Source organism: Enhygromyxa salina (assembly GCF_002994615.1).
Lineage (GTDB): Bacteria > Myxococcota_A > Polyangia > Nannocystales > Nannocystaceae > Plesiocystis > Plesiocystis salina_A.
Genome location: NZ_PVNK01000268.1, coordinates 38,864 through 58,532, shown reverse-complemented (window position 1 = coordinate 58,532; position 19,669 = coordinate 38,864). Strand labels below are relative to the sequence as shown.

At 70.8% G+C, this 19,669-nt stretch carries 14 protein-coding genes; 12 read left to right on the top strand and 2 right to left on the bottom strand.

Annotated elements, in window-relative coordinates; all coding sequences use genetic code 11:
• A partial coding sequence (locus tag ENSA5_RS31010) for an NAD(P)H-hydrate dehydratase (protein WP_146156298.1) occupies positions 1-883 on the top strand: 883 nt, incomplete at its 5' end.
• 218 nt (positions 884-1,101) lie between these two features.
• Here ENSA5_RS31010 and ENSA5_RS31005 read toward each other — a convergent pair.
• Complete coding sequence (locus ENSA5_RS31005; protein WP_106395332.1) at positions 1,102-2,802, bottom strand: hypothetical protein; 1,701 nt, start codon at positions 2,800-2,802, stop codon at positions 1,102-1,104.
• A 76-nt stretch (positions 2,803-2,878) separates the two neighbouring features.
• On the opposite strand from ENSA5_RS31005, the gene ENSA5_RS31000 reads away from it, so the two are divergent.
• From ENSA5_RS31000 to ENSA5_RS30985, 4 genes are read left to right on the top strand one after another with little or no spacing between them, the layout of a single operon-like run.
• Positions 2,879-3,949, top strand: coding sequence for a tetratricopeptide repeat protein (locus tag ENSA5_RS31000; RefSeq protein WP_146156296.1), 1,071 nt, complete (start codon positions 2,879-2,881; stop codon positions 3,947-3,949).
• Positions 3,950-4,009: 60 nt separating this feature from the next.
• Positions 4,010-5,056: an ABC transporter ATP-binding protein gene (locus ENSA5_RS30995; protein ID WP_106395330.1), complete on the top strand. Its 1,047-nt coding sequence runs from the start codon at positions 4,010-4,012 to the stop codon at positions 5,054-5,056.
• Positions 5,053-7,290: a Gldg family protein gene (locus ENSA5_RS30990; protein ID WP_106395329.1), complete on the top strand. Its 2,238-nt coding sequence runs from the start codon at positions 5,053-5,055 to the stop codon at positions 7,288-7,290. The genes ENSA5_RS30995 and ENSA5_RS30990 overlap by 4 nt, the downstream gene beginning before the upstream one ends.
• On the top strand, positions 7,287-9,599 hold the full coding sequence (locus tag ENSA5_RS30985; RefSeq protein ID WP_146156295.1) for a hypothetical protein: 2,313 nt from the start codon (positions 7,287-7,289) through the stop codon (positions 9,597-9,599). The genes ENSA5_RS30990 and ENSA5_RS30985 overlap by 4 nt, the downstream gene beginning before the upstream one ends.
• Positions 9,600-9,705: 106 nt before the next feature.
• Here ENSA5_RS30985 and ENSA5_RS30980 read toward each other — a convergent pair whose 3' ends face one another.
• Complete coding sequence (locus ENSA5_RS30980; RefSeq protein ID WP_146156294.1) at positions 9,706-10,473, bottom strand: hypothetical protein; 768 nt, start codon at positions 10,471-10,473, stop codon at positions 9,706-9,708.
• 168 nt (positions 10,474-10,641) lie between these two features.
• On the opposite strand from ENSA5_RS30980, the gene ENSA5_RS30975 reads away from it, so the two are divergent.
• The 7 genes from ENSA5_RS30975 to ENSA5_RS39610 all read left to right on the top strand — a co-directional run bounded on the left by ENSA5_RS30975 (position 10,642) and on the right by ENSA5_RS39610 (position 19,656).
• Positions 10,642-12,477: an ABC transporter substrate-binding protein gene (locus tag ENSA5_RS30975; protein ID WP_146156293.1), complete on the top strand. Its 1,836-nt coding sequence runs from the start codon at positions 10,642-10,644 to the stop codon at positions 12,475-12,477.
• Between the two features lie 213 nt (positions 12,478-12,690).
• Complete coding sequence (locus ENSA5_RS30970; RefSeq protein WP_181198332.1) at positions 12,691-12,864, top strand: hypothetical protein; 174 nt, start codon at positions 12,691-12,693, stop codon at positions 12,862-12,864.
• Positions 12,865-13,016: 152 nt separating this feature from the next.
• A complete protein-coding gene (locus ENSA5_RS30965) occupies positions 13,017-13,946 on the top strand; it encodes an endoribonuclease YicC domain-containing protein (RefSeq protein ID WP_106395324.1) in 930 nt (309 codons plus the stop codon).
• Entirely contained in the window at positions 13,936-14,574 is a 639-nt protein-coding gene (gmk, locus tag ENSA5_RS30960) for a guanylate kinase (RefSeq protein ID WP_106395323.1), read from the top strand. Before ENSA5_RS30965 ends, gmk begins: the two co-directional genes overlap by 11 nt.
• The gene (locus ENSA5_RS30955; protein ID WP_106395322.1) at positions 14,571-17,000 is read left to right on the top strand and encodes a RelA/SpoT family protein; all 2,430 of its coding nucleotides are present in this window, start codon (positions 14,571-14,573) and stop codon (positions 16,998-17,000) included. The genes gmk and ENSA5_RS30955 overlap by 4 nt, the downstream gene beginning before the upstream one ends.
• A 123-nt stretch (positions 17,001-17,123) precedes the next feature.
• Complete coding sequence (locus ENSA5_RS38560) at positions 17,124-17,285, top strand: hypothetical protein (protein ID WP_181198331.1); 162 nt, start codon at positions 17,124-17,126, stop codon at positions 17,283-17,285.
• Between the two features lie 241 nt (positions 17,286-17,526).
• Positions 17,527-19,656: a protein kinase family protein gene (locus ENSA5_RS39610; RefSeq protein WP_106395321.1), complete on the top strand. Its 2,130-nt coding sequence runs from the start codon at positions 17,527-17,529 to the stop codon at positions 19,654-19,656.
• Positions 19,657-19,669: the final 13 nt, after the last annotated feature.

Below are 19,669 nucleotides of genomic sequence, written 5' to 3'. Positions count from 1 at the left end.
GCCCTTGTGCGCCGCGCTCGGCAGCCCCCCAAGCCAGCTCGCAACCGCGCGCGGATCGATGAGCGCGGCGCACAAGGGCCGGCGCGGACACGTGGGGGTCATCGGTGGGTCGGGGGGGATGCCCGGCGCGGCGATCCTGGCTGCGACCGCGGCCATGCGCGCAGGGGCGGGGCTGGCCACGCTCGCGCCCGGCGACCCCGAGCTGCGCCGCGCGTTGATCGAGCTGCGTCCGGAGCTGATGCTGGCGACGGCCGAGCAGGCGTGGAAGATCCCGCAGGCCCAGGTGCTCGTGGTCGGGCCTGGGCTCGTCAACGCCGACCGCTCGGCCCTCGCCGAGCTGAACCGCGACGACGCCCGGGCCATGGTCTGGGACGCGAGCGGGCTCGAACACCAGGACGCCGGGCCTGCGGCCGGACCTCGGGTGTTGACGCCGCACCCCGGCGAGGCCGCGCGGATGCTGGCGCGCCTCGATCGGGCGGGGAGCTGGGACAGCGCCCGGGTCCAGTCCAACCGCGCCCTCGCGGCCACGCGCCTCGCCGAGCTCACCCGGGCGATCGTGGTGCTCAAGGGCGCGGGCACGATCGTCGCCGAGGCCGATGGCGCGCGCGTCCGCGTGGCGATCTGCACGACAGGCGGTCCCGCGCTGGCGACCGCGGGATCGGGCGACGTGCTCGCGGGGGCGATCGCGGCGCTGCTGGCCCGTGGTCTCGAACCGTGGGCGGCCGCGTGCGCTGGCGTTCATGTCCACGGGCTGGCGGGAGATCGCTCGCCGCAAAACGGCACGCTCGCGCTGGACATCGCAGATGCGCTCGCGCTCGCGCTCGACGAGGCCTCGACAGGGACTGCCTGGCCGAGCGGGTGGCCTACCCAGGCCCGGTACTAGCCGCAAGGCGAGCGTTTGGGGTGAGCGGAGGGGGCTTCGCCGCCGCAGCGAGGGGCCTTTTTGAAAGGCCCCTTGAAGAAGAGGAGTACGAGCCGCAAGGCGAGCGTTTGGGGTGAGCGGAGGGGGCTTCGCCGCCGCAGCGAGGGGCCTTTTTGAAAGGCCCCTTGAAGACTAGAAGTCCTGAGTCGAGCGCGCAGCGCTTGATTCAGGACCAGCGCTCAGGGCCCCTGTTCAGCCTCGGGCAGCCCGTTGTCGAGGAACTGCTCGGGCTCCGAGGGGGACGAGCACTGGGTCGCCCATGGCGTCGTGCGGCTGGCCGACTGTGAGGCCGACACGCAGACCCTGGCTGTGCCCGAGTACTCGTGGGAGAAGCGCGCGTGCAGGGTCTCGCTGGCGTCCTGAACGGTCGGGTCGGCGTCTTCGGTGTCGAACGCGAGGACGCCACCGACGAGCTCGGGTTGAATCCGGTGCAGGGTCAGGCGGCTCTCTTCGTTGTAGGTCTCGGGCTCGGCCTCGAGCACCCACAGCGTCTCGTCCCCGCGCGGCAAGAAGCTGGCTTCTTTGTAGGACAGCGAGGTCGGGCTCTGGCCGGGCCGGGCGAGGTGATCGCCGTCGAGGCCGACGACCGCCCACGGGATCGGCTCGGCGTCGTCCTGATCGCCGACGTAGCGTTGGGGTGGGACCGCCTGGAGACGCCATACGCCGGGCTCGTCGGTGACCGCGGTGAACTCGCGGGCCAGGGGGTCGTAGGCGTAGACCAGCTCGGTCACGGAGCTCGAGGGCTGCTGCGAGGGCTGCGGGCGACGCTCCTCGGACTCGAAGTAGACCGTGCCGTCGGCGGCGAAGCCGGCGAGCAGGTGACGCGAGGCGCTCGCGGGCCGGACCATGCACGAGCGCTGATCTTCGAGGTTGCGCAGGGCGAGGGACCCACGGGGCGTGATGTAGGCCAGGTGCGTGCCGTCGGGCGACACGGGGCTCAAGCCCGGCACATCTTCGAGATCATTGCGCGAGGTCACGACCTCGCCCTCGAAGTTGGCGATCTGCGTGGTGTCGGCGACGGAGTAGATCAGCGTGCGCGCGCTCGATCCGGCGCCCGAGGTCGCTACGACCTGGGCGTCGGTCGGGACCTCGTGCTGGAACTCCCACGGGTCGCCGCGCTGGGCCGGCGAGGGGCCGTCGGTGATCATCACCCGCCGGAAGGTCTGGCCGCGGGCGAGCAGGAGCGGGTCGCCGCGGGTGCTGCTGCCGTAGGTGTCGACGTGGTAGGCAGGCGCGACGCGGACGAGGTAGAGCTCCTCGCGGCCGTCGCCGAGGCTGCGCCGGGCGACGACGTGACGATGGCCCATCGCAACGACGCGCAGGTCGAGGCCGCTGCCGATCCGGAACTGCGGCGCGGTGAGCTCGTCCTCGGGCAGGTCGTCGGTGTCGCCGACGTAGACCGCCCACAGCTCGCTGCCCTCGGTCTGACCCCCGCCGTGACCCGTTCGGTAGATCAGCCAGTCGCCACCGCGGAGCGAGCCGATGAGCTCGTCGACGGCGCCCGGGACACCAAACTGGCCCAAGTCGGGCGCGTCGAGATCGACCCGCTGGGCCTCCGAGCCGAGGCGATAGGTCAGAAAACGACCCGAGGCCGTCAACATCAGCTGGTCGGGCGCGGCCTCGAGGTTGATGGTGTGAAGCGCGAGCTCCGCCTCGCACTCGCCGAAGCCTGTGCACGCGCGGACGATCTTGATCTGGCTGCCGTCGCTGAGCACGATGACCGTGGGTCCGCCCGGTTGCTGGCTCTGCTCGTACCCGCGGGTGTGCGTGTCGCTGAGGTCGAGGCTCTCGCACGGCTCGAGGTCGCAGGCGCTCACCGTCAGCGTGACCGCAGCCGCGGTCAGCACGTGTGAGAGCCCCACCAAGTCGCCGATACCCACCGGAACAACGATACAACAAATCCCGTGGACTGTGGCAACCTTCGCGGGCGGTCGATGTCCGGCCGTGACCACCACGATGCCAAAGCTTCAAACCGCACTCTCGAGCTTCTCGACCCTGGCCGCGCTGGCGTGCCTGTCTGCGTGCACGATCGCGGGCTGCGGAAAGACCGCCAGCCAGACGGATACCGGCAAGGCCGAGGCCGGCGAGGTCGAGCAGCCGCCCGCGCCGCCGCCTTTGACACAAGAGCAGCTCGAGGAGCTCTACCGCGCGAGCAAGGCTCGCTTCGAAGCCACGACAACGCTGCCCGACGACAGCTTCGCCGAGCTCCGGGCCGATCTGATGCGCGTGGCCAACGAAGCGCAGGACGTCCACTTACGCGCCAACGCGAGCTTGTTGTTGGGGGGCATGCACGAGGCCCGCGCCGACTCGCGCGCGGCGATCTCGTTCTATCGCCAGGCCCAGGAGCTGATCCCCGATGATCCTGCGCCCCACATCGTGCTCGCGCTCGCGCTGTCCCAAGACAAAAAGTGGGATCAGGCGATCGCCGAGCAGTGGCGGGTCGTCGAGATGATCCCCGATGATCTGGTCGGCTGGCTGTTGCTCGGAGAGTTCCACGTCAAGGCTGGCAAGCTCGACGAGGCCGCCGAGGTCTATGGCGCCTACGAGCTCCGGCGCATGGGCCTGCTCGATGGGCTGACGCTCAAGCGCGACGGCGAGTACGTCGCGGACGAGGCCGAGCGGGTCGCCTGCGCCGAGGCGCTGGCCCCGGCGGTCGACAACGGGACGGCGCTCGCGCTGATGTACGCCCTCGACTCCGACCCCTCGCCGAAGGTCCGCGAGCGGGTCGTCGCGATCATGGGTGAGCAGCGCCTGCTCGGCTACCAGAAGCTGCTCGAGACCAAGCTCGCGAGCGAGCAAGACGCCGAGGTCAAGCAGTCGATCGAGTGGGCGCTCGCGGAGATCGAGCGTGACCCGATCGAGACCGCGCCGGGGCCGGTCCCCGAAGAGATCGCCGAGCGCGTCAAGGCCGAGGCCAAGGCCCAGGCCGACGCGGTTGCCGCGGGCGAGGGGGCCGCGGAAGGCGCAGAGTCCACCGAAACCGGTGGGGACGACGAGCAAGACAGCCCAGGCGAGTCCGGAGACTGATCGCCGCTGCAGTGATTGGGGCCCGCCGCGCTTCGCGGTACACCTCGCCGGGCGCGAGCCATGTCTGCACGCCCCCCCGCCTCGCTCGAGGTCAGCAACCTGACCTTCTACTACCCCGGGTCCGAAGACCCGGCGCTGCGCAGCGTCGACTTTCGGGTCGCGCCAGGCGAGCGCGTTGGACTGCTCGGACCCAACGGTGCGGGCAAGAGCACCCTGATGCGAATCTGTTGCGGCTACCTGCCAGTGCCTCGCGCTCGCGACACGCTCGTGCGCGTGGCCGACCTCTCGCTCGTGAGTGACTCGCTCGCGGTCCGCGAGCTCGTCGGCTACCTGCCCGAGCAGGTGCCGCTCTACCAGGAGCTGCGCGTGCGCGAGCATCTCGAGTTCCGAGCCACGGTCAAGCGGATCCGCCGACGCGCGCGCGCGGCCGAGATCGAGCGGGTCATCGAGCTGTCGGGGCTCGAGGGCATGGCCGAGACGCCGATCGCCAAGCTCAGCCGCGGCTACCGTCAGCGGGTCGGCATCGCCGACGCGCTCCTGGGCTCGCCGCCGCTGGTCGTGCTCGACGAGCCCACCGTCGGCCTCGATCCCAACCAGGTCCAGGGCATTCGATCGATGCTCAAGAACCTCGGCGGCAACCAGACGCTGATCTTCAGCTCGCACATCCTCGCCGAGGTCGAGGCCCTGTGTGACCGGGTCATCATCTTGTCGCGGGGCCAGGTCGTCGCCGACGAGACCGTGGCCAAGGCGCTGGCGACCGACACGCTGTTCGTCGAGTGGGACGGCGCCGACGGGGAGGCGATCCGCGCGTGCGTGGAGGCGGCCTGGTCCGCGCTCGGGCGCGAAGATCCGGTCAAGCTGGAGATCAGCCTGTCGCGCGCCGGGGGCGCGCGCAAGACGGTGGACCGGAGCGAGGACAGCGTGCTGCGAGCGGCGGTGACCAGCGGCGGGGTCTCGATGGACGACCTGGCCGCCGCGATCGGTCGCGCGAGCCTCGACGCGGGCATGCCTCTGATCCGCCTCGAGCCTGGGCGCCGCCGGCTCGAGGAGCGCTTCGCGGTCGTCACGGGCTTCCGCGACGACTCTCAGCCGGGGGGGACGGCGTGAACGGGATCCTCGAGCGCGCCCTCGACTGGCTGCGCGGGACCGCGGCGATCGCCGGTCGCGAGCTCCTGTCGCTGTTCGTGACGCCGCTGGCCTACCTGGTCGGGACCTTGTTCCTGTTCAACCAGGGCTGGAATTTCTCGGTCTTGCTCTCGGTGCTCAACCAGCCTCTCGCCGCGCGCGGGCCGGTGATGCAGTACTTCTTCGGCGGCAGCATCTTCATCTTCTGGCTGCCGGTCATCTTCATCTGTTCGGTGATCAGCATGCGCCTGATCGCAGAGGAGCGCCGCCACGGCACCCTCGAAGCCCTGCTCACGGCGCCGCTCGATCCCTCGCAGGTGGTCGTCGGCAAGTACCTCGGCGCGATGGGCTTTTACGTGGCGCTGTGGCTGCCGACGGGGAGCTTCTACCTGCTCTTGCGCGGGGCCTCGGGGCCGACGATGGCGCCCGACGTCGGGCCGATCCTGTCGGGCTACCTCGGGACCTTCCTGGTCGGCGCCAGCTTCATCGCCGTCGGGCTGCTGTTCTCGGCCTTCGCTCGCAGCCAGCTCGCGGCGGCGATCGGGACCTTCGTGAGCTGCACGATCGTCCTGCTCGCCGGGCTGTTGACCGATCAGGTCGAGGTCTGGCTGGCCAAGATCCTGAGCTGGACCTCGCTCCTGGCCATGATGCAGGAGCTCGCCCAGGGCATCGTCGATGGCCGCTGGATCTGGCTGCACCTCGGGGTCGTGATCGCGGCGCTCGCGGCTGCGATCGTCGCGGTCAACCCCCGGCGCGACTGGCAGACGGTCGTCCAGGCGGCGCTGTGGTGCGTCGCGGCCGGACACCTCGCGGTGTTCGCCGGGCGCCACGCCGAGCGCGACGACTGGACCGCGGGCCAGGTCTACACCCTGTCGGATCGAGCCCAGGACGTGCTCGCGGATCTCGTCGATCCGATCGACGTGGTCGTCGTGGTCCCGGCCACGATCGGCAACGGCCGGCCCAACCCGGTCCGGGGCGAGCTGCGCGAGGTCCTCACGCGGATGCGGGGCGCGGCCAAGCAGGGGGTGCTGCGGGTCAGCACCGTCGACCCGGACGTCGACCGGCAGGAGGCCGAGCGGCTGATCGAGGACTTCGGCCTGACCGGGCGCGAGCTGCCCGACGGCGTGGTCCTGATCCGGGCGGGGCAGGGCAGCGAGCTGCGGCGCGCGCACCTGCTGCCGAACGAGCTGGTGACCTACGCGACCGGCCCCGAGGTCCAGGCCAACGGCCCCCGCGTGAAGTCCTTCCGCGGCGAAGAGGCGCTGCTCGGCAAGTTCCTCGAGGTCTCGGATCCACGCGAGATCACGATCTGCTACACGCAGGGCCACGGCGAGCCCGCGTTCGACGATCTCGAGCCCTTCAACGGCTACGCCCACCTGCGCGACCTGCTGCGCGACGCCAACCTCGAGACCAAGGTCGCGACGCTCGACGACGAGGTCGAGCTCGAGGGCTGCGACGTGCTGCTCGTCGCCGGCCCGACGGGCGTGTTTGGGGCCGACGAGGTCGCCGCGATCCGTCGCTTCGCCGCCCGCGGGAAGGACATCCTGATCCTCGCGGGGGCCAAGTTCGTGCCCGGCAAGCCGCTGCTCGCGGACCACGGCCTCGAGCCGCTCGCGGCCGAGTACGGCATCCACTTCGGCGACCGCCTGGTCGTCGATCCGCACGAGGTCCCGGGCGGGACGGACATGCTCGGGTTCACCGTGCTCGACGGCTGGGCCGACCACGCGGCGGTCCGCAGCCTCGTGCTCCAGCCGGTGGCCTTCTTCGAGGTCCGCGAGCTGTGGGTCGACCGCGGCGCGGTCGCCCTGGTCTCGTCCTCGGAGCAGGGCTGGGCCGAGTCCGATCTGGTCCAGCTGCAGCAGCGCGGGCTGTTCGACGCCAGCGACGGCGACGATCGCCAGGGGCCGATCCCGATCGCCGCGGCGGCCGAGCGCGGCGACTCGCGCATGGTCGTGGTCGGCTCGGATCACTTCGCGCTCAACGCCTGGTTGCGCGAGGACGTGGCCTACTCCCACAACCGCGACTTGATCCTCAACCTGATCGGCTGGCTGACCGAGCGCGACGCGCTCTTGGGCATCCGCCCGCGCGACCGCGAGCACGTCAAGCTGGTCCTGCTGCCCGCGCAGCTCCGGCGCATGACCTGGATGTGCCTGCTCGGGCTGCCGGGCTTTGCGATCGGTCTCGGCTTGCTGGTGCTATGGAGGCGTCGACGGTGAGTGGATCCAGCGACAAGAACGACGGCGTGGCCGAGCCCGCCGAAGGTGACGCTCCGGCCGAGCGGCCGCGACCGACGAGCGCGCGGGTGTCCTCGTCGAGGCCGCGGCCAACCCTCGAGTCGATGCGACCGCGGGGCGGCACGATCGTCGCGCTGGCCGTGGCTGGGGCCGCGGTGACCCTCGCGTGGGCCGACCCCTTCGCCAAGCCCGACGACGGCCTCGAGCTGGTCAACAACCGCTCGGGTGGCCGGCGCGTATTTCCGACCCTGGTCGACGCCGACCCCAACAAGGCCACGATCGAGCTCCAGGCGACCGACGGTCCGGTCGTCCGCGTCGTCCCGGCGCCCGGCGGCGGCCACCAGCTGATGCACGGCGACGTCCTGCTCGGCCCCGTCACCGACGAAGACTTCGAGGGCCTGTGGTCGTCGCTGCGCCTCGCGACCGCGCAGCGCTCGGCGGGCCGCCGCGATCGCGTCGGCCACGACGGCGTGATCCGGATCAGCTTGCCGGACGAGACCCTGACCCTCTCGCTCGGCGGCGCGGTCCCGGGCGGCGGGGTCTACGGTGCGTTCGAGGCCGACGGCGACACCTGGGTGGTCGAAACCGAGATGCTGATGCTGGTCCAGCAGCCGCCCCGTAGCTGGTTGGCCAAGCGTCTGCTGCCGATCGATGTCGACCGGGTCACGGGCCTCGGGTGGGGCGACGAGCTGATCTTGACGCGGGCCGCCGACGGTTTTTGGCGCGTGCGCTCGGGCGGGACGCCAGCGCTGCTGTCGAGCGTGGCCGTCGAGCATCGCGTCGGACGGCTGATGCGGGCCCAGCTCGATCCCTTCGTCGAGCGCGAGGCTGTCGCCTCCGAGTCGCTGCGCCCGTGGCTGGTGTTCACGACGGACGACGGCAGCTCGAGGGCGCTGCTTGTCGGCGGCGAGTGCCCGGGCCATCCGCGCAAGCAGCTCGTCGATCGTGGGCCCGGCTTGCTCGGCTGCGTCCCGACCGAGCTGCTCGAGCGCTGGCCGCTGCTCGAGCCCGACGCCGGGATGCTCGAGTCGCGGCTCGTGCCCCACGACTACGGCCGTATCGTCGGGATCGATCTCGAGCAACCGAGCGCGCGCCGCCTGATCCGGCGCGGCGGCCAGTGGTTCTACACGGGGGAGGGCGAGGCCGAGGTCGAGCCCGTCGCCGAGGCCGAAGTGCGGCGCTGGTACCAGGCCCTCGGTCGGCTCGAGGTCGCGTTGCTGACCGTCGACTCCGCCACGCCGGAGGGCGGCGGTCAGCCGGAGGGGCAGGGCGAGGGCGAGGGAGCCACCGAGCTCGCGCTGGACGGTCTCAGCTTCGAGCCCGACTGGACCCTGGTGGTTCACGCCGACACCGGTGAGCAATTGCGCGTGACCTGTCAGCTCGGCGCCGATCCGGTCCTGTGCGTTCGGGATGAGGGCGCGGTCTTGCGAGTCCTCGGCGAGCCGCCGCGCAACCTGGCGTTCGAGGCCGAGACCTTCGCCGAGCGACGCCTGACCCAGGTCGGGCCCGGCGAGGTCCGCGAGCTGGAGATTCTCCCGCCCGTGGACGTCGACTCCAGCACCGTCCGCCAGAGCGTCCACGCCGACATGGGCGCGTGGCAGCTCGACGCTCCGGCCCACGTCGACGACAACGGCGCGATCGACGAGGTCCGACTCGAGAACCTGCTGTGGGCCCTGCGCAGCCTCCGGGCCGAGGCCTGGGTCGATCCGCCGAGCACGGCGCCCTTGCGTCGCCTCGTCGCGGAGGTCGTGCCTGAGCGGGGGGCACGCTACACGCTCGAGGTGACCGTGTTCCCCGACTGCATCGTCGAGGTCGAGGGTCAGCGGCCGGCCGCCGTGGCCGAGGCCCAGTGCGCCGCGCTCGCCGAGGATCTGCTCTTCGACGATCCGCTCCGCTTTTGGCTCGAGCGCTCACGCGGCGTCGAGATCGCCGACGCGGGCGGCGACACTTCGGTGTTCTTGCGCCGCCGCGACCAGCAATTCGTGACCGATGACAACCTCCCGCTCGACGATGATGCCCTCGCCGCGCGACTTCAGGGCTGGATCGACTGGCGGAGCGGGGGGGTCCGCGCGGGCGAGGCCCCGGGGGACTTCGAGTGGACCCTGGACGTTCGCCGCGACTTCGGGCCCGCGGCCCAGGTCGAGATCGGCCCCGGCTGGGTCCGGCTTCGCGGCGCCAACTGGTACTACGTCGAGCGCGAGCCGGGCGACGACCCGGTCAAAGCTGGGCTGGAGCCCAGTGACGACTTCGACCCGGGCGCGATCGATCTCGACCCTCAGCCCGAGCTCTAGTGAGGGCGCGCCAGAGTTAGAGGGCGCGCCAGAGTTAGAGGCCGCGCCAGCGCTAGGGGCAGCGCCAGCGCCAGCGCCAAAAACCAGAGCAAAGGCGCGGCCGCGACTACTCGCCGCCGCCCTTTTTCTTTTGCAGGGCCTCGGCCTCTTTTTGCATGCGGGCCTGCATTTCGGCGTTTTGGGCCTCCGTCATGGCGACCGTCTGCGGGTGCCAGTCGGAGTTGGGCGGGTAGATCCAGATGAGCTCGCCGGACGAGTCGGGATCGGGGTTGGGCGCCTTGTACGAGTGGAACTCGAGCAGGCCGTTGTCGTGGGCGAAGCCGGAGTCCGAGAAGCGCTTGAACTCACCCTTGATCGTGTACTGCTTGCCGACCTCGACGACGACCAGCGGCTGATCTTCCCACATCGCCTGGGTGTCCTCGTCCCACTCCGGGATCGGGAAGTGGTAGTTGACCACCATCATCGCGCGCTTCTTGCCCTTCTCTTCGGGGCTGTCGGTGATCCAAAAGTGCGGCTGCTTGCCCGGAGGGCACAGCTGGTCCTCGGGGCACTCGGGCGGGACGTAGATTTCTTGGACCCAGCCCTTGACGACGATCTTCTCGCCGGACTCGCCCTCTTTGAGGCGGTCGTCGATGTCCTTGCGCAGACCGAAGATCGAGTAGGCGCCGTCGGGGTCGCCCTCCCACTTGACCGGCGCGCGCGCCTCGTTGAAGTCGGGAGCGGTCGGGAGCTCGACCGTGATGTTGGGGAGCTCCTCTTCCTGTGGGCCCGTCTCCTCGACCTTCTCGGCGCAGCCGAGGGCGCCCGGAGCGACGACAGCCGCGACGAGGGTTGCGACGAGAGTGACGGGAACGGAACTGTTGCGGAGCTTCATCGAGGGCTTGCCTCCGTCCCGACCGCCGAAGGTCGGGTACCGGGATTCGCTGGCGGTCATACCGCGTGGGCCCGTGTATCACGGCCTGGAGTCAAAAGTCCATGCGTTCCGAATCCGGGCCGCGCGCGAGCTTGACGTCCCGGGTCCGAACTTCGCAGCCTGCGGGTGATGTCCCCAGACGCATCCCTCTCGAGCCTCGCGGCGGGTCTGTTGTCGGCCGCGCTGCTGATCGCCCCGGCCGGTGGCTGCGGCGCGCGGGGCGGGGGAGGCGAAGACGGGCAGGGGGCCGCCGATGTGGGCGAAGCCACGTCTACGCCTGAAGAGATCGAGCCGGCCGATGGCAGCGAGGCGCCAGCGGATCCCGCGCTGACCGAGGCGATCTCGATCGCGCTGCCACAGCTGCCGCGCAAGTTCGATCCTCTCGATGATCTCGAACCCTGGGCCATGCGCATCTCCGAGGATCTGGTGTTCGAAGGTCTGGTTCGGCGGGCCGGCGACCGCTACCCCTGGGTCGAGCCCGCGATCGCGGATCAGTGTGAGGTCGACCGCGAGTACGCGGTCGCGTCGATCACCTGCCACCTGCCGCGGGGGGTTCGCTTTCACGACGGCAGCGAGGTCACGATCGACGACGTCGTCTACTCGCTGACCTACTGGCTCGACCGTCGGCGGGTGTGGATACGTCAGCGCCATGGTCTGACTAACTTCAACCGCGTCGAGATCGTCGATGGACCGCGGGGCTCGGACGAGCGCGACCCGGGGCGCTGGGTCCGGATCGGGCTCGACAAGCGCGAGCCCCTGGCGCTCGAGTCCCTCGCCGCGATCAAGATCGTCCCGCGTGACGCCCACCGCGGGCGAGAGTCACGCTTCGCCCAGCAGCCGATCGGGACCGGCCCCATGCAGATCACGACGCTCGCGCAGGATCGCATCGTGATCGAGCGCTTCGCCGGCTACCACGACCCCGAGCGCCACGCGGTCGCGGGAAAGATCGTGTTTCGAGCCCTCGACGACGGGGCCGAGGCGCTCACGGCCCTGCGCCGCGGCGAGGTCCACCTGCTGCCGGAGCTGTCCCCGGTCCACGTGCCCGTCGAGCTCGGCAAGCCGGGCATGTCGGGGCGCTTCGTGGCCTGGCTGGTCAGCCCGCCGAGCTACGACCTGTTGCTGTGGAACGTGGCCGACGGTGTCCAGGCGAGCGAGGCCCTGCGGGGCGCGGTCCACGACGCGCTGCCGCTGTCGGCGATCGCTCGGGAGGTTCATGGCGCCCCGGGCTTGTCGGTCGCCGCGCCGGTCGATCTTCACGATCCGACCCCGATCGACCTCGAGGCGCTCGAGGACATCAAGCTCGGTGAGCCCGTGCGCGGGGGGCTCTTGCCGCTGCCTTCGCTCGACGATGATCTTCGCGCGCTGTCGGCCGCCGCCGCGGCCCTCGACGCGCTCGACTGGCCGCTCGAGCGCGGGATCCGGCGCCGGCCTGGGGGCTCGCTGCGCATGACCTTGACCTGGGACGGCCGGAGCGGGCGCCCGGCGGCGATCGCCGAGCGGATCATCGCGGCCTGGGAGGCGATCGGGGTCGTCGTGCCCCAGGCGACGGCGGGCTGGAACTACGTGCTCATCTTGCTGCGCAAGCGCGAGTTCAAGGCCGCGATGGTCCACCTCGCTGGCCACAGCGACGAGGACCTCTACCAGCTGTTCCACAGCCGCGGGGAGGTCAACTTCTCGGGGGTCGAAGACGAGGAGCTCGACCGCGCGCTGTCGGACTACCGCGGGGCCCCGGATCGAGCCGCCCGCGACGCCGCGAAGCAGCGCATCGCCGCCCGGCTCGGGCAGCTGCGGATCGTCTCGATGCTCTACGCTCCGACCCACGTGATGCTGGCCTCGCGGCGGCTGACCGGCGTCGAGTTCGTCGATGATGTCCCGCGCCTGAGTCGCCTCGGCCTCGTCGCTGGCGACATCGACTGGGGGACCCGGGCGGTTGAGCCACTGAACGCCCAACCCCTGAACAACTGACGAATTCGTCCAGTAGTGGGCAAAAGTTGTCGATTTCTTTCGTCCGTGCCCGGGCGCTCGTACAAGCAATTCGCAGCGAGAGTCCGCGACACTCGACGGCTCGGGACGACCCACCCAGGACACGCCTTCGAGCGTCGCGAACCGACCACCGCCAGCGCCGGTCGATGTCCGACCGCGCCCTGGCGTGAGCGAGAGGTACCAACGATGACCAGCGTGATCCTTCTGTTTTCCCTCCTGACCCCGAACCACCTCGAGACCTATGCCAGCGAGCTGCTGGTGCCCGAGACGACCGAGCCGAAGTGCGACGTGATCGATCGGATGCTGGCCAAGTACGACGCCGAGTACGAGCTCGAGCTCGCCGTCGAGCTGGCCACCAACGTGTTTTGACTCGGGCTAGAATTTTAATTTTTATTGACTTGCGACTGGCTTGACCGGTCGACGACGCCGATGGATCGACTCCGTCGGCGTTGTCGCGAGCGGGGATCCCTCGTCGACGCGAATCTTGCTGTGAGGGGCATAAAAGAGCAATCTGTGCGTCCATGCCGATCCACAGCATGACCGGATTTGGCGTCGCCGAGCGGGCGTGGCCAGAGCGCGGTGTACGTGTCCACGTCGAGCTGCGCTCGGTCAACGCGCGCTACCTCGAGCTCAAGCTGCGTCAGCCTTTTGGTGTCGCCGTCGAGCACGGGCTGCGGCGCAGCTTGGGCGCGCAGCTCGGGCGCGGCCGCGTCGATCTAGCGATTCGCGTCGAGGGCCACGGGGAGGTCGCCGAGGATCCACTCGCCGCGCTCGGTGTCGACCCGAGCAAGGTCGCGTCTGCGCTGCAGGCCTTGAGCTCGCTGACCGCGGAGGCCGCTCACGCAAAATTCGAGCTTCAGCAGCCAAACACACTGGAATTATTGCGCTTTTTGATGGGGAGCGGCGCCGGGGCGGGCGCGGCTTCGGACCGCGGCCTCGACCCGCCCGAGTTCCTCGACGAGCTCGTCGGGGAGGCGCTGACCAGGCTCATCGGGATGCGCCGCGCCGAGGGCGACTCGCTCGCGGCCACCCTCGCCGAACTCTACGACGAGCTCGAGGCCGAGGTTGCGCGCGTCGAGCACAGCCTCGGCGGCGAGTCGGAGCGGCTGATGGAGCTGCTGATCCCGCGCTGTGAGGCGGTGCTCGCCCAGGTCGACGGCGGCGCGATCGAGCGCGATCGCCTCACGCGGGAGATCGCCTTGCTGGTCGTGCGCGGGGACGTGAGCGAGGAGCTCGCGCGGATCGCCAGCCACCTCGATCAGGCCCGCGCCGTCCTCGTCGCCGATCCCGAGGTCGGGCAGGGCAAGACCCTCGACTTCCTCAGTCAGGAATTGCTCCGCGAAGTGACGACGATCGGGAGTAAGATCACCAGCCACGTCGGCAGCGCGGTCCTGATCGAGGCCAAGCGCACCGTCGAGCGCATTCGCGAGCAGGTTCAGAATGTCGAGTGAAAGGCCCCGCGGTCTGTTGTTGGTCGTCAGCTCGCCCTCGGGCGCGGGCAAGACCACGCTGTGCAATCGCCTCCGGGCGGAATTCCCCAAGATCGGCTTCTCGGTCAGCTACACGACCCGCAAGCCGCGACCCGGTGAGACCGACGGCGTCGAGTACCACTTCGTGTCGCGCGAGCGCTTCCAGGAGATGGCCGCGGCCGACGAGTTCGCCGAGTACGCCATGGTCCACGGCAACATGTACGGGACCGCGGCACGCCAGGTCTCGGACGCCTTGGCCGAGGGCCGCGACCTCCTGTTCGACATCGACTTTCAGGGCGGCCGCCAGCTCCGGAACCGCTTCCCCAACGAGGTCGTGCTGGTCTTCATCTTGCCGCCTTCGCTGCGCGAGCTCGAGCGTCGGCTCCGCCGCCGGGCGACCGACGCCGATGACGTGATCGCACAGCGGCTGAAGGTGGCTCGCTCGGAGTTAGCGCACTACCCTGAATATGACTACCTGATCGTGAACGACGCACTCGATACGGCCTACGACGCCCTACGCGCGGTCTACGTCGCGGCCCTGCACCGGCAGCAGCGCCAGGCGGCGGTCGCTCAGACCTTGATCGAGGGCCAGGAGGAGCTGCCCTGGTGAACGGCCAGCCCGCGCCGAGTCCTCAGCCCGCGGCGCCCGAGCTCGCGAGCGTCGACGAGGCCGGTGAGGCCGGCGCGAGCGGCTACGTCAGCCCCGATCCCCACGTGGTCCCGGGCGCGGCCGAGGTCTTGCTCAGCCGCGAGTTCCAAAACCTCGCCGACGAGGTCCGCCGACGCCTCGACGACCAGGTCCTCGACCAGGTCCGCGAGGCCTTCGCGCTGGCCGAGAGCTGCCACGCCGGGCAGATGCGCAAGAGCGGCGATCCCTACCTGGTCCACCCGCTGCGCGTCGCTCGAATGCTCGCCGGGCTCGGCCTCGACGGGCCCAGCGTGATCGCCGGGATCCTCCACGACACCGTCGAGGACTCGGAGCTCACGGTGTTCGAGCTGACCGAGCGCTTCGGTCGCGAGGTCGCGCTGCTCGTCGACGGGGTGACCAAGCTCGGCAAGGTCCCGTACCTCTCGCGGCGTGAGAATCAGGCGGTCAGCTTCCGCAAGCTGCTCGTGGCCATGAGCCGCGACATCCGCGTGTTGCTCGTCAAGCTGTGCGATCGGGTCGACAACATGCGCACGCTCGAGGCGATGCCCGCCGTCAAGCAGCGCCGCATCGCCCGGGAGACCGCCGACATCTACGCCCCGCTCGCCCGGCTGCTGGGCATCGACTGGATCCGGCGCGAGCTGGCGGACCTCTCGTTTCGCTACCTCGAGCCGGTCGCTGCGCGCGAGGTCCGGGCCCAGATGGTCGCGCTCCTGACCGAAGACCCCACTCACATCGACCGGGGCCTCGAGCTCCTGCGCGACGTGTTCGCCGGGCTCGAGCCCGGGCCGGCCGAGGCGCCGTGGGCCGAAGGGCAGGAGGGGCCCACGGGCGCCGGGCTCGCGGTCCTCGGGACCAGCTCCCGCCGGCCGAGGCGCTGGCGGGACGAGATGTTTGGGTCCGTCGAGTTTCGCGCCAACGTCCTGACCCCCCAAGAAGTCCACGAGCTGCGCAGCCGCGGCCGCTCGGTCGAGAAGCTGCGCGACATGGTCACCTATCAGGTGATCACCGCCGACGGCGACGCTTGCTACCTCGCGCTCGGCCACATCCACGCCCACTTCAAGCCGATCCCGGGGTCGATCCGCGACTACATCGCGCTCCCCCAGGCCAACCGTTATCAGGGTCTGCACACCCAGGTGCTCGATCGCGACGGCGTGCGCCTCTACGTCGAGATTCGCTCGCGCGAGATGGACGCCGTCGCCGAGCGCGGCGTCGTCGTCGACCTTCAGCACGGGCTCCAGGCCAGCGAGCTCGGCTGGCTCCGCGAGCTCATGGGCTGGCAGGCCCAGGTCGAGGATCCCAACGAGTTCATCGAGGCCGTCAAGCGCGAGCTGTTCGCCGATCAGGTGTTCGTGTTCACGCCCGAGGGGGACCTCAAGACCTTTCCCCGGGGCTCGACGCCGATCGACTTCGCGTTCGCCGTTCACACCGACGTCGGGCTCCGCGCGGCCGGGGCCCGGGTCAACGGTCAGGTCGTGTCGCTGCGCTACCGTCTGCGCCAGGGCGACACCGTCGAGATCCTCACCGACCCCAAGGTCGAGCCGCGCGACGAGTGGCTCGACATGGTCCAGACCTCCCGGGCCAAGGCCCGGGTCAAGCAGTTCCTGCGCCACCGCGCGCGCGCCCTGGCGATCGAGACCGGCCGCTCGCTGCTGCGCCAGCGGCTCGAGACCCGGAGCCTCGATCTCGACACGCTCGAGTCGGCGGGCGCGCTCGTCGACCAGCTCGAGGGGCTCGGGATCGGTGAAGAGCGCGGCGTCGATCGCCTCTATGAGCTGATCGGTGACGGCGACGTCCGCCTCGGCCAGGTCGTGCGCGCCCTCGACCCCGAGCCCGCGCCGACCGAGAGCATGCTCGGGCGGCTGTTTCGGCCGTTTCGTCGGCGCCAGGACGGGTCTCGGGAGCCCCGCGCAGGCGAGGCCGACGGCGCGCCGATCGGGATCGACGAGGGGCGCGTCGAGAGCGGGCTGATCCAGCTGGCCCCGTGCTGCTCGCCGCTACCCGGTGACCCCTCGATCGGCTTTCGCGTCCCGGGTCGCGGGATCGTGGCTCACGTTCAGGGCTGCCCGGTGGCCGTCGACGAGATCCACGAGCGCGTGTTCCTGGCCTGGACGGACGACTCGGAGATCGAACGCCCAGTGACTGTGCGCGTGCGCACGGCCAATACGGTCGGGATCCTCGCCGAGATGAGCCGCGCGTTCTCGGCGACGGGACTGAACATCAAGCAAGCCAACTGCCGCGCCTACGAGGACGGGAAATTCGCGCTCAACACCTTCCACGCGACCGTCGGCTCGCTCGCGCGGCTCGAGCAGCTGCTCGATCACCTGCGCGAGATCGCGGGGGTCATCAGCGTCGAGCGAGTGTTCTCGGGCCCCGATACCCAGGCCTGACGGCCCCATGGGTCTGGACCGGGCTTGGGTAGATTGACAAGGGCTCGGGGCGCGGCTATCTGAGCGTCCCTCGTCGGCGAGCGTCGTCAATGCTCGTCGGCGGAGCGAGAAAGCGAGCACAGCATGGCCTCCGATACCAACATCGTCCGGCGCAAGCGCAAGCGTCGCCACAAGAACGCCGGCCACCAACGGAAGGTCGAGCAGAGCCGCCGCAGCACGACGTCCTACGACGAGCTGTTCGCGGGCTGCGGCGATCCGGGCGAGCCCGCGCCCAAGTCCGAGTAGGCGAGCGCCGACGTCGACGTCCGGCGCGATCTCGCCGATAGAAGACCCGCCTACGTGCGGGTCTTCGCGTTTGCGCGCGCGCGCACGGGGACTCGTCGATGGCTTGATCCGGCGCACGGGCAGCGCGTAGTCTGCTCGCGCAAACCGTCGGTGACCATCGGCGGCGGAGCAAGCAATGCCGACACCTTCGCCTGAGCTCTCCCCAGGAACCGTCATCGACGGCCACCCCATCGGCGCGAAGGTGCGCGCGCGCTCGGGCGCGGCCACCTACGCCGCCAAAGATGCGAACGGCGCCGATGTCCACCTCACGGTCTACGCGCCCGCCTGCTTCTCCTCGGCGCTGATTCGCGAGCGATCCTTGCGGGAGCTGAGGCAGCTGCAGGGCGTCGCCGCGCCGCAGGTAGCGAAGGTCCTCGGCTCCGGCAAGCTCGACGACGGTGGCATCTATGAAGTCACCGAGGTCGTCGACGGCGGTCCGCTCAGCGCGGTCGGTCAGCTCTCGCGTGCCGAGGTCGGCGCGGCCATGGATGCGATCGGCAAGGGCTTGTTGGCCGCGCAGAAGGTCGGCGTCATCCACCGGAACCTCGGCGCCGGCGTCGTGTTTGGCACCCCCGCCGGTCTCAAGATCACGAGCTTCGCCGTCGGTGAGCCCCAGGGCGGGGCGGCTTACGGTTCGCTCGACGCGATCGCGCCCGAGCAGGTCACCGGGAAGGTCGTCGATCAGCGCACGCTCATCTACAACCTCGCGGCCATGGCCCACGCGTTGCTGACGGGCCAGCCGCTGTTCAGCGGTAGCCCGGAGGAGCAGCTCGATCTCCACGCCAACCGCGAGGCGGCCGGCGTCGACACCGTCCTCAAGCGCGCGCTGAGCAAGGACGCGCGCATGCGGCCAATGATGCTCAAGCAGTTCCTCGCCAGCTTGGCCAAGCTGGCCGAGGAGGGGGCTGGACCCGGGGCCGCGGCGGCCGGAGGAGCGGCGCCCTCGACCCGGGGCTGGACCACCTTCATGGCCGCACAGGAGGCGGAGCCCAGTCCGGCGGCGGCCCCCGCACCCGCGCCGAGCAGCCCTGCACCGGCCGCCCCCGCGCCCGCGGCGAAGCCCTCGACGCGGGGTTGGACGATGTTCATGGAGGCCGAGGAGGCTGCACCTGGGGCGGCCGTGGCGAGCCCCGCCAGCCCCGCAGCGGCCGCGCCCGCGCCCGCGCCCTCGCAGCCAGCCGCGCCCGCCCCCGCGGCGGCGAAGCCCTCGACGCGGGGTTGGACGATGTTCATGGAGGCCGAGGAAGCTGCTCCGGCGGCACCTGGGACCCCGGAGCCCGCCGCCCCAGCCCCAGCTCAGCCGGCCGTGGCAGCCCAGCCAGCCGCGCCGACTCAGCCTGCTGCGGCACCCAGCGCGCCGGAGCCCGCCGGGGCGAAGCCGTCGACGCGGGGATGGACGATGTTCATGGAAGCGGAAGAGGGCGCGCCCGCCGGCCCCGCTGCGGCCAGCCCCGCTGTGCCCGCACCCGCCGCGCCCTCGACGGCCGCGCCCGCCCCGTCACCGAGTGTGCCGGCGCCGTCGCCAGCAGCACCACAGCCTTCGAAGCCCTCGACGCGGGGTTGGACGATGTTCATGGAGGCCGAGGGCGGAGCAGACTCCGGTGGCCAGGCGGCCGCTCCCGAGCCTGCCCCCGCGCCCTCACCGGCCCCGGTCGAGCCCGCCCAGCCGCCACAGCCGGCAGGGACCAGCAAGGCGCCGTCGACCCGAGGTTGGACGATGTTCATGGAGGCGCAGGTGCCCGGTGAAGGGGAGGCGCCCGACGCCCCCGCGCCCGCCGAGAGCCCCGAGTCCGCGCAGCCTCAGCCCCAGGAGGTCGCGGCCCCCGCGGCGCCCGCGAGCGGAGCGTCCGACGCCAAGGGGTGGACCGTCTTCATGGAGAAGCAGCCGGCGGTGCCCGGGCAGCCCGAGCCCGACGATCTCGCGGTCACGACCGAGCAGCAGGCCCAGCCGACCGCCGACGCGCCCGAGCATCAGGCCCAGTCGACCGCCGACGAACCCGCGCCCGAGCCCGCGCCCGCGATGGCTGACACTGCCGAGCACGCCGCCCAGACGCCCGATCTGGCCAACAAGCGGACGATGGTCATGGATGAGGCGCCCCACATTCCGGCGCCGGACCACCAGCCGGAGCACCAGCAAGGACACACCGTGCCCGCGTCGGTCCCGGCGACGCCTGCGGTCGAGACCGGCGGCGCTGGCCCCCAGCAGCCTCAGGTCCCGGTTCAAGCCAGCCCGGCCACGGTGGTGCAAGAAAAGAGCAAGGTTGGCGTGTTCGTTGGGATCGCCGTCGTGGTGGTGATCGTCGTCGTCGTCGCCGTCGTCGCTCTGACCTGAGCGCTCTGATAGG

Excerpts from the sequence above, each read along its gene's own strand:
- ENSA5_RS31000 (WP_146156296.1), top strand. The coding sequence starts at position 2,879 with ATGCCAAAGCTTCAAACCGCACTCTCGAGCTTCTCGACCCTGGCCGCG.
- ENSA5_RS30995 (WP_106395330.1), top strand. The coding sequence starts at position 4,010 with ATGTCTGCACGCCCCCCCGCCTCGCTCGAGGTCAGCAACCTGACCTTC.
- ENSA5_RS30980 (WP_146156294.1), bottom strand. The coding sequence starts at position 10,473 with ATGAAGCTCCGCAACAGTTCCGTTCCCGTCACTCTCGTCGCAACCCTC.
- ENSA5_RS30975 (WP_146156293.1), top strand. The coding sequence starts at position 10,642 with ATGTCCCCAGACGCATCCCTCTCGAGCCTCGCGGCGGGTCTGTTGTCG.
- ENSA5_RS30965 (WP_106395324.1), top strand. The coding sequence starts at position 13,017 with ATGCCGATCCACAGCATGACCGGATTTGGCGTCGCCGAGCGGGCGTGG.
- gmk (WP_106395323.1), top strand. The coding sequence starts at position 13,936 with ATGTCGAGTGAAAGGCCCCGCGGTCTGTTGTTGGTCGTCAGCTCGCCC.
- ENSA5_RS38560 (WP_181198331.1), top strand. The coding sequence starts at position 17,124 with ATGGCCTCCGATACCAACATCGTCCGGCGCAAGCGCAAGCGTCGCCAC.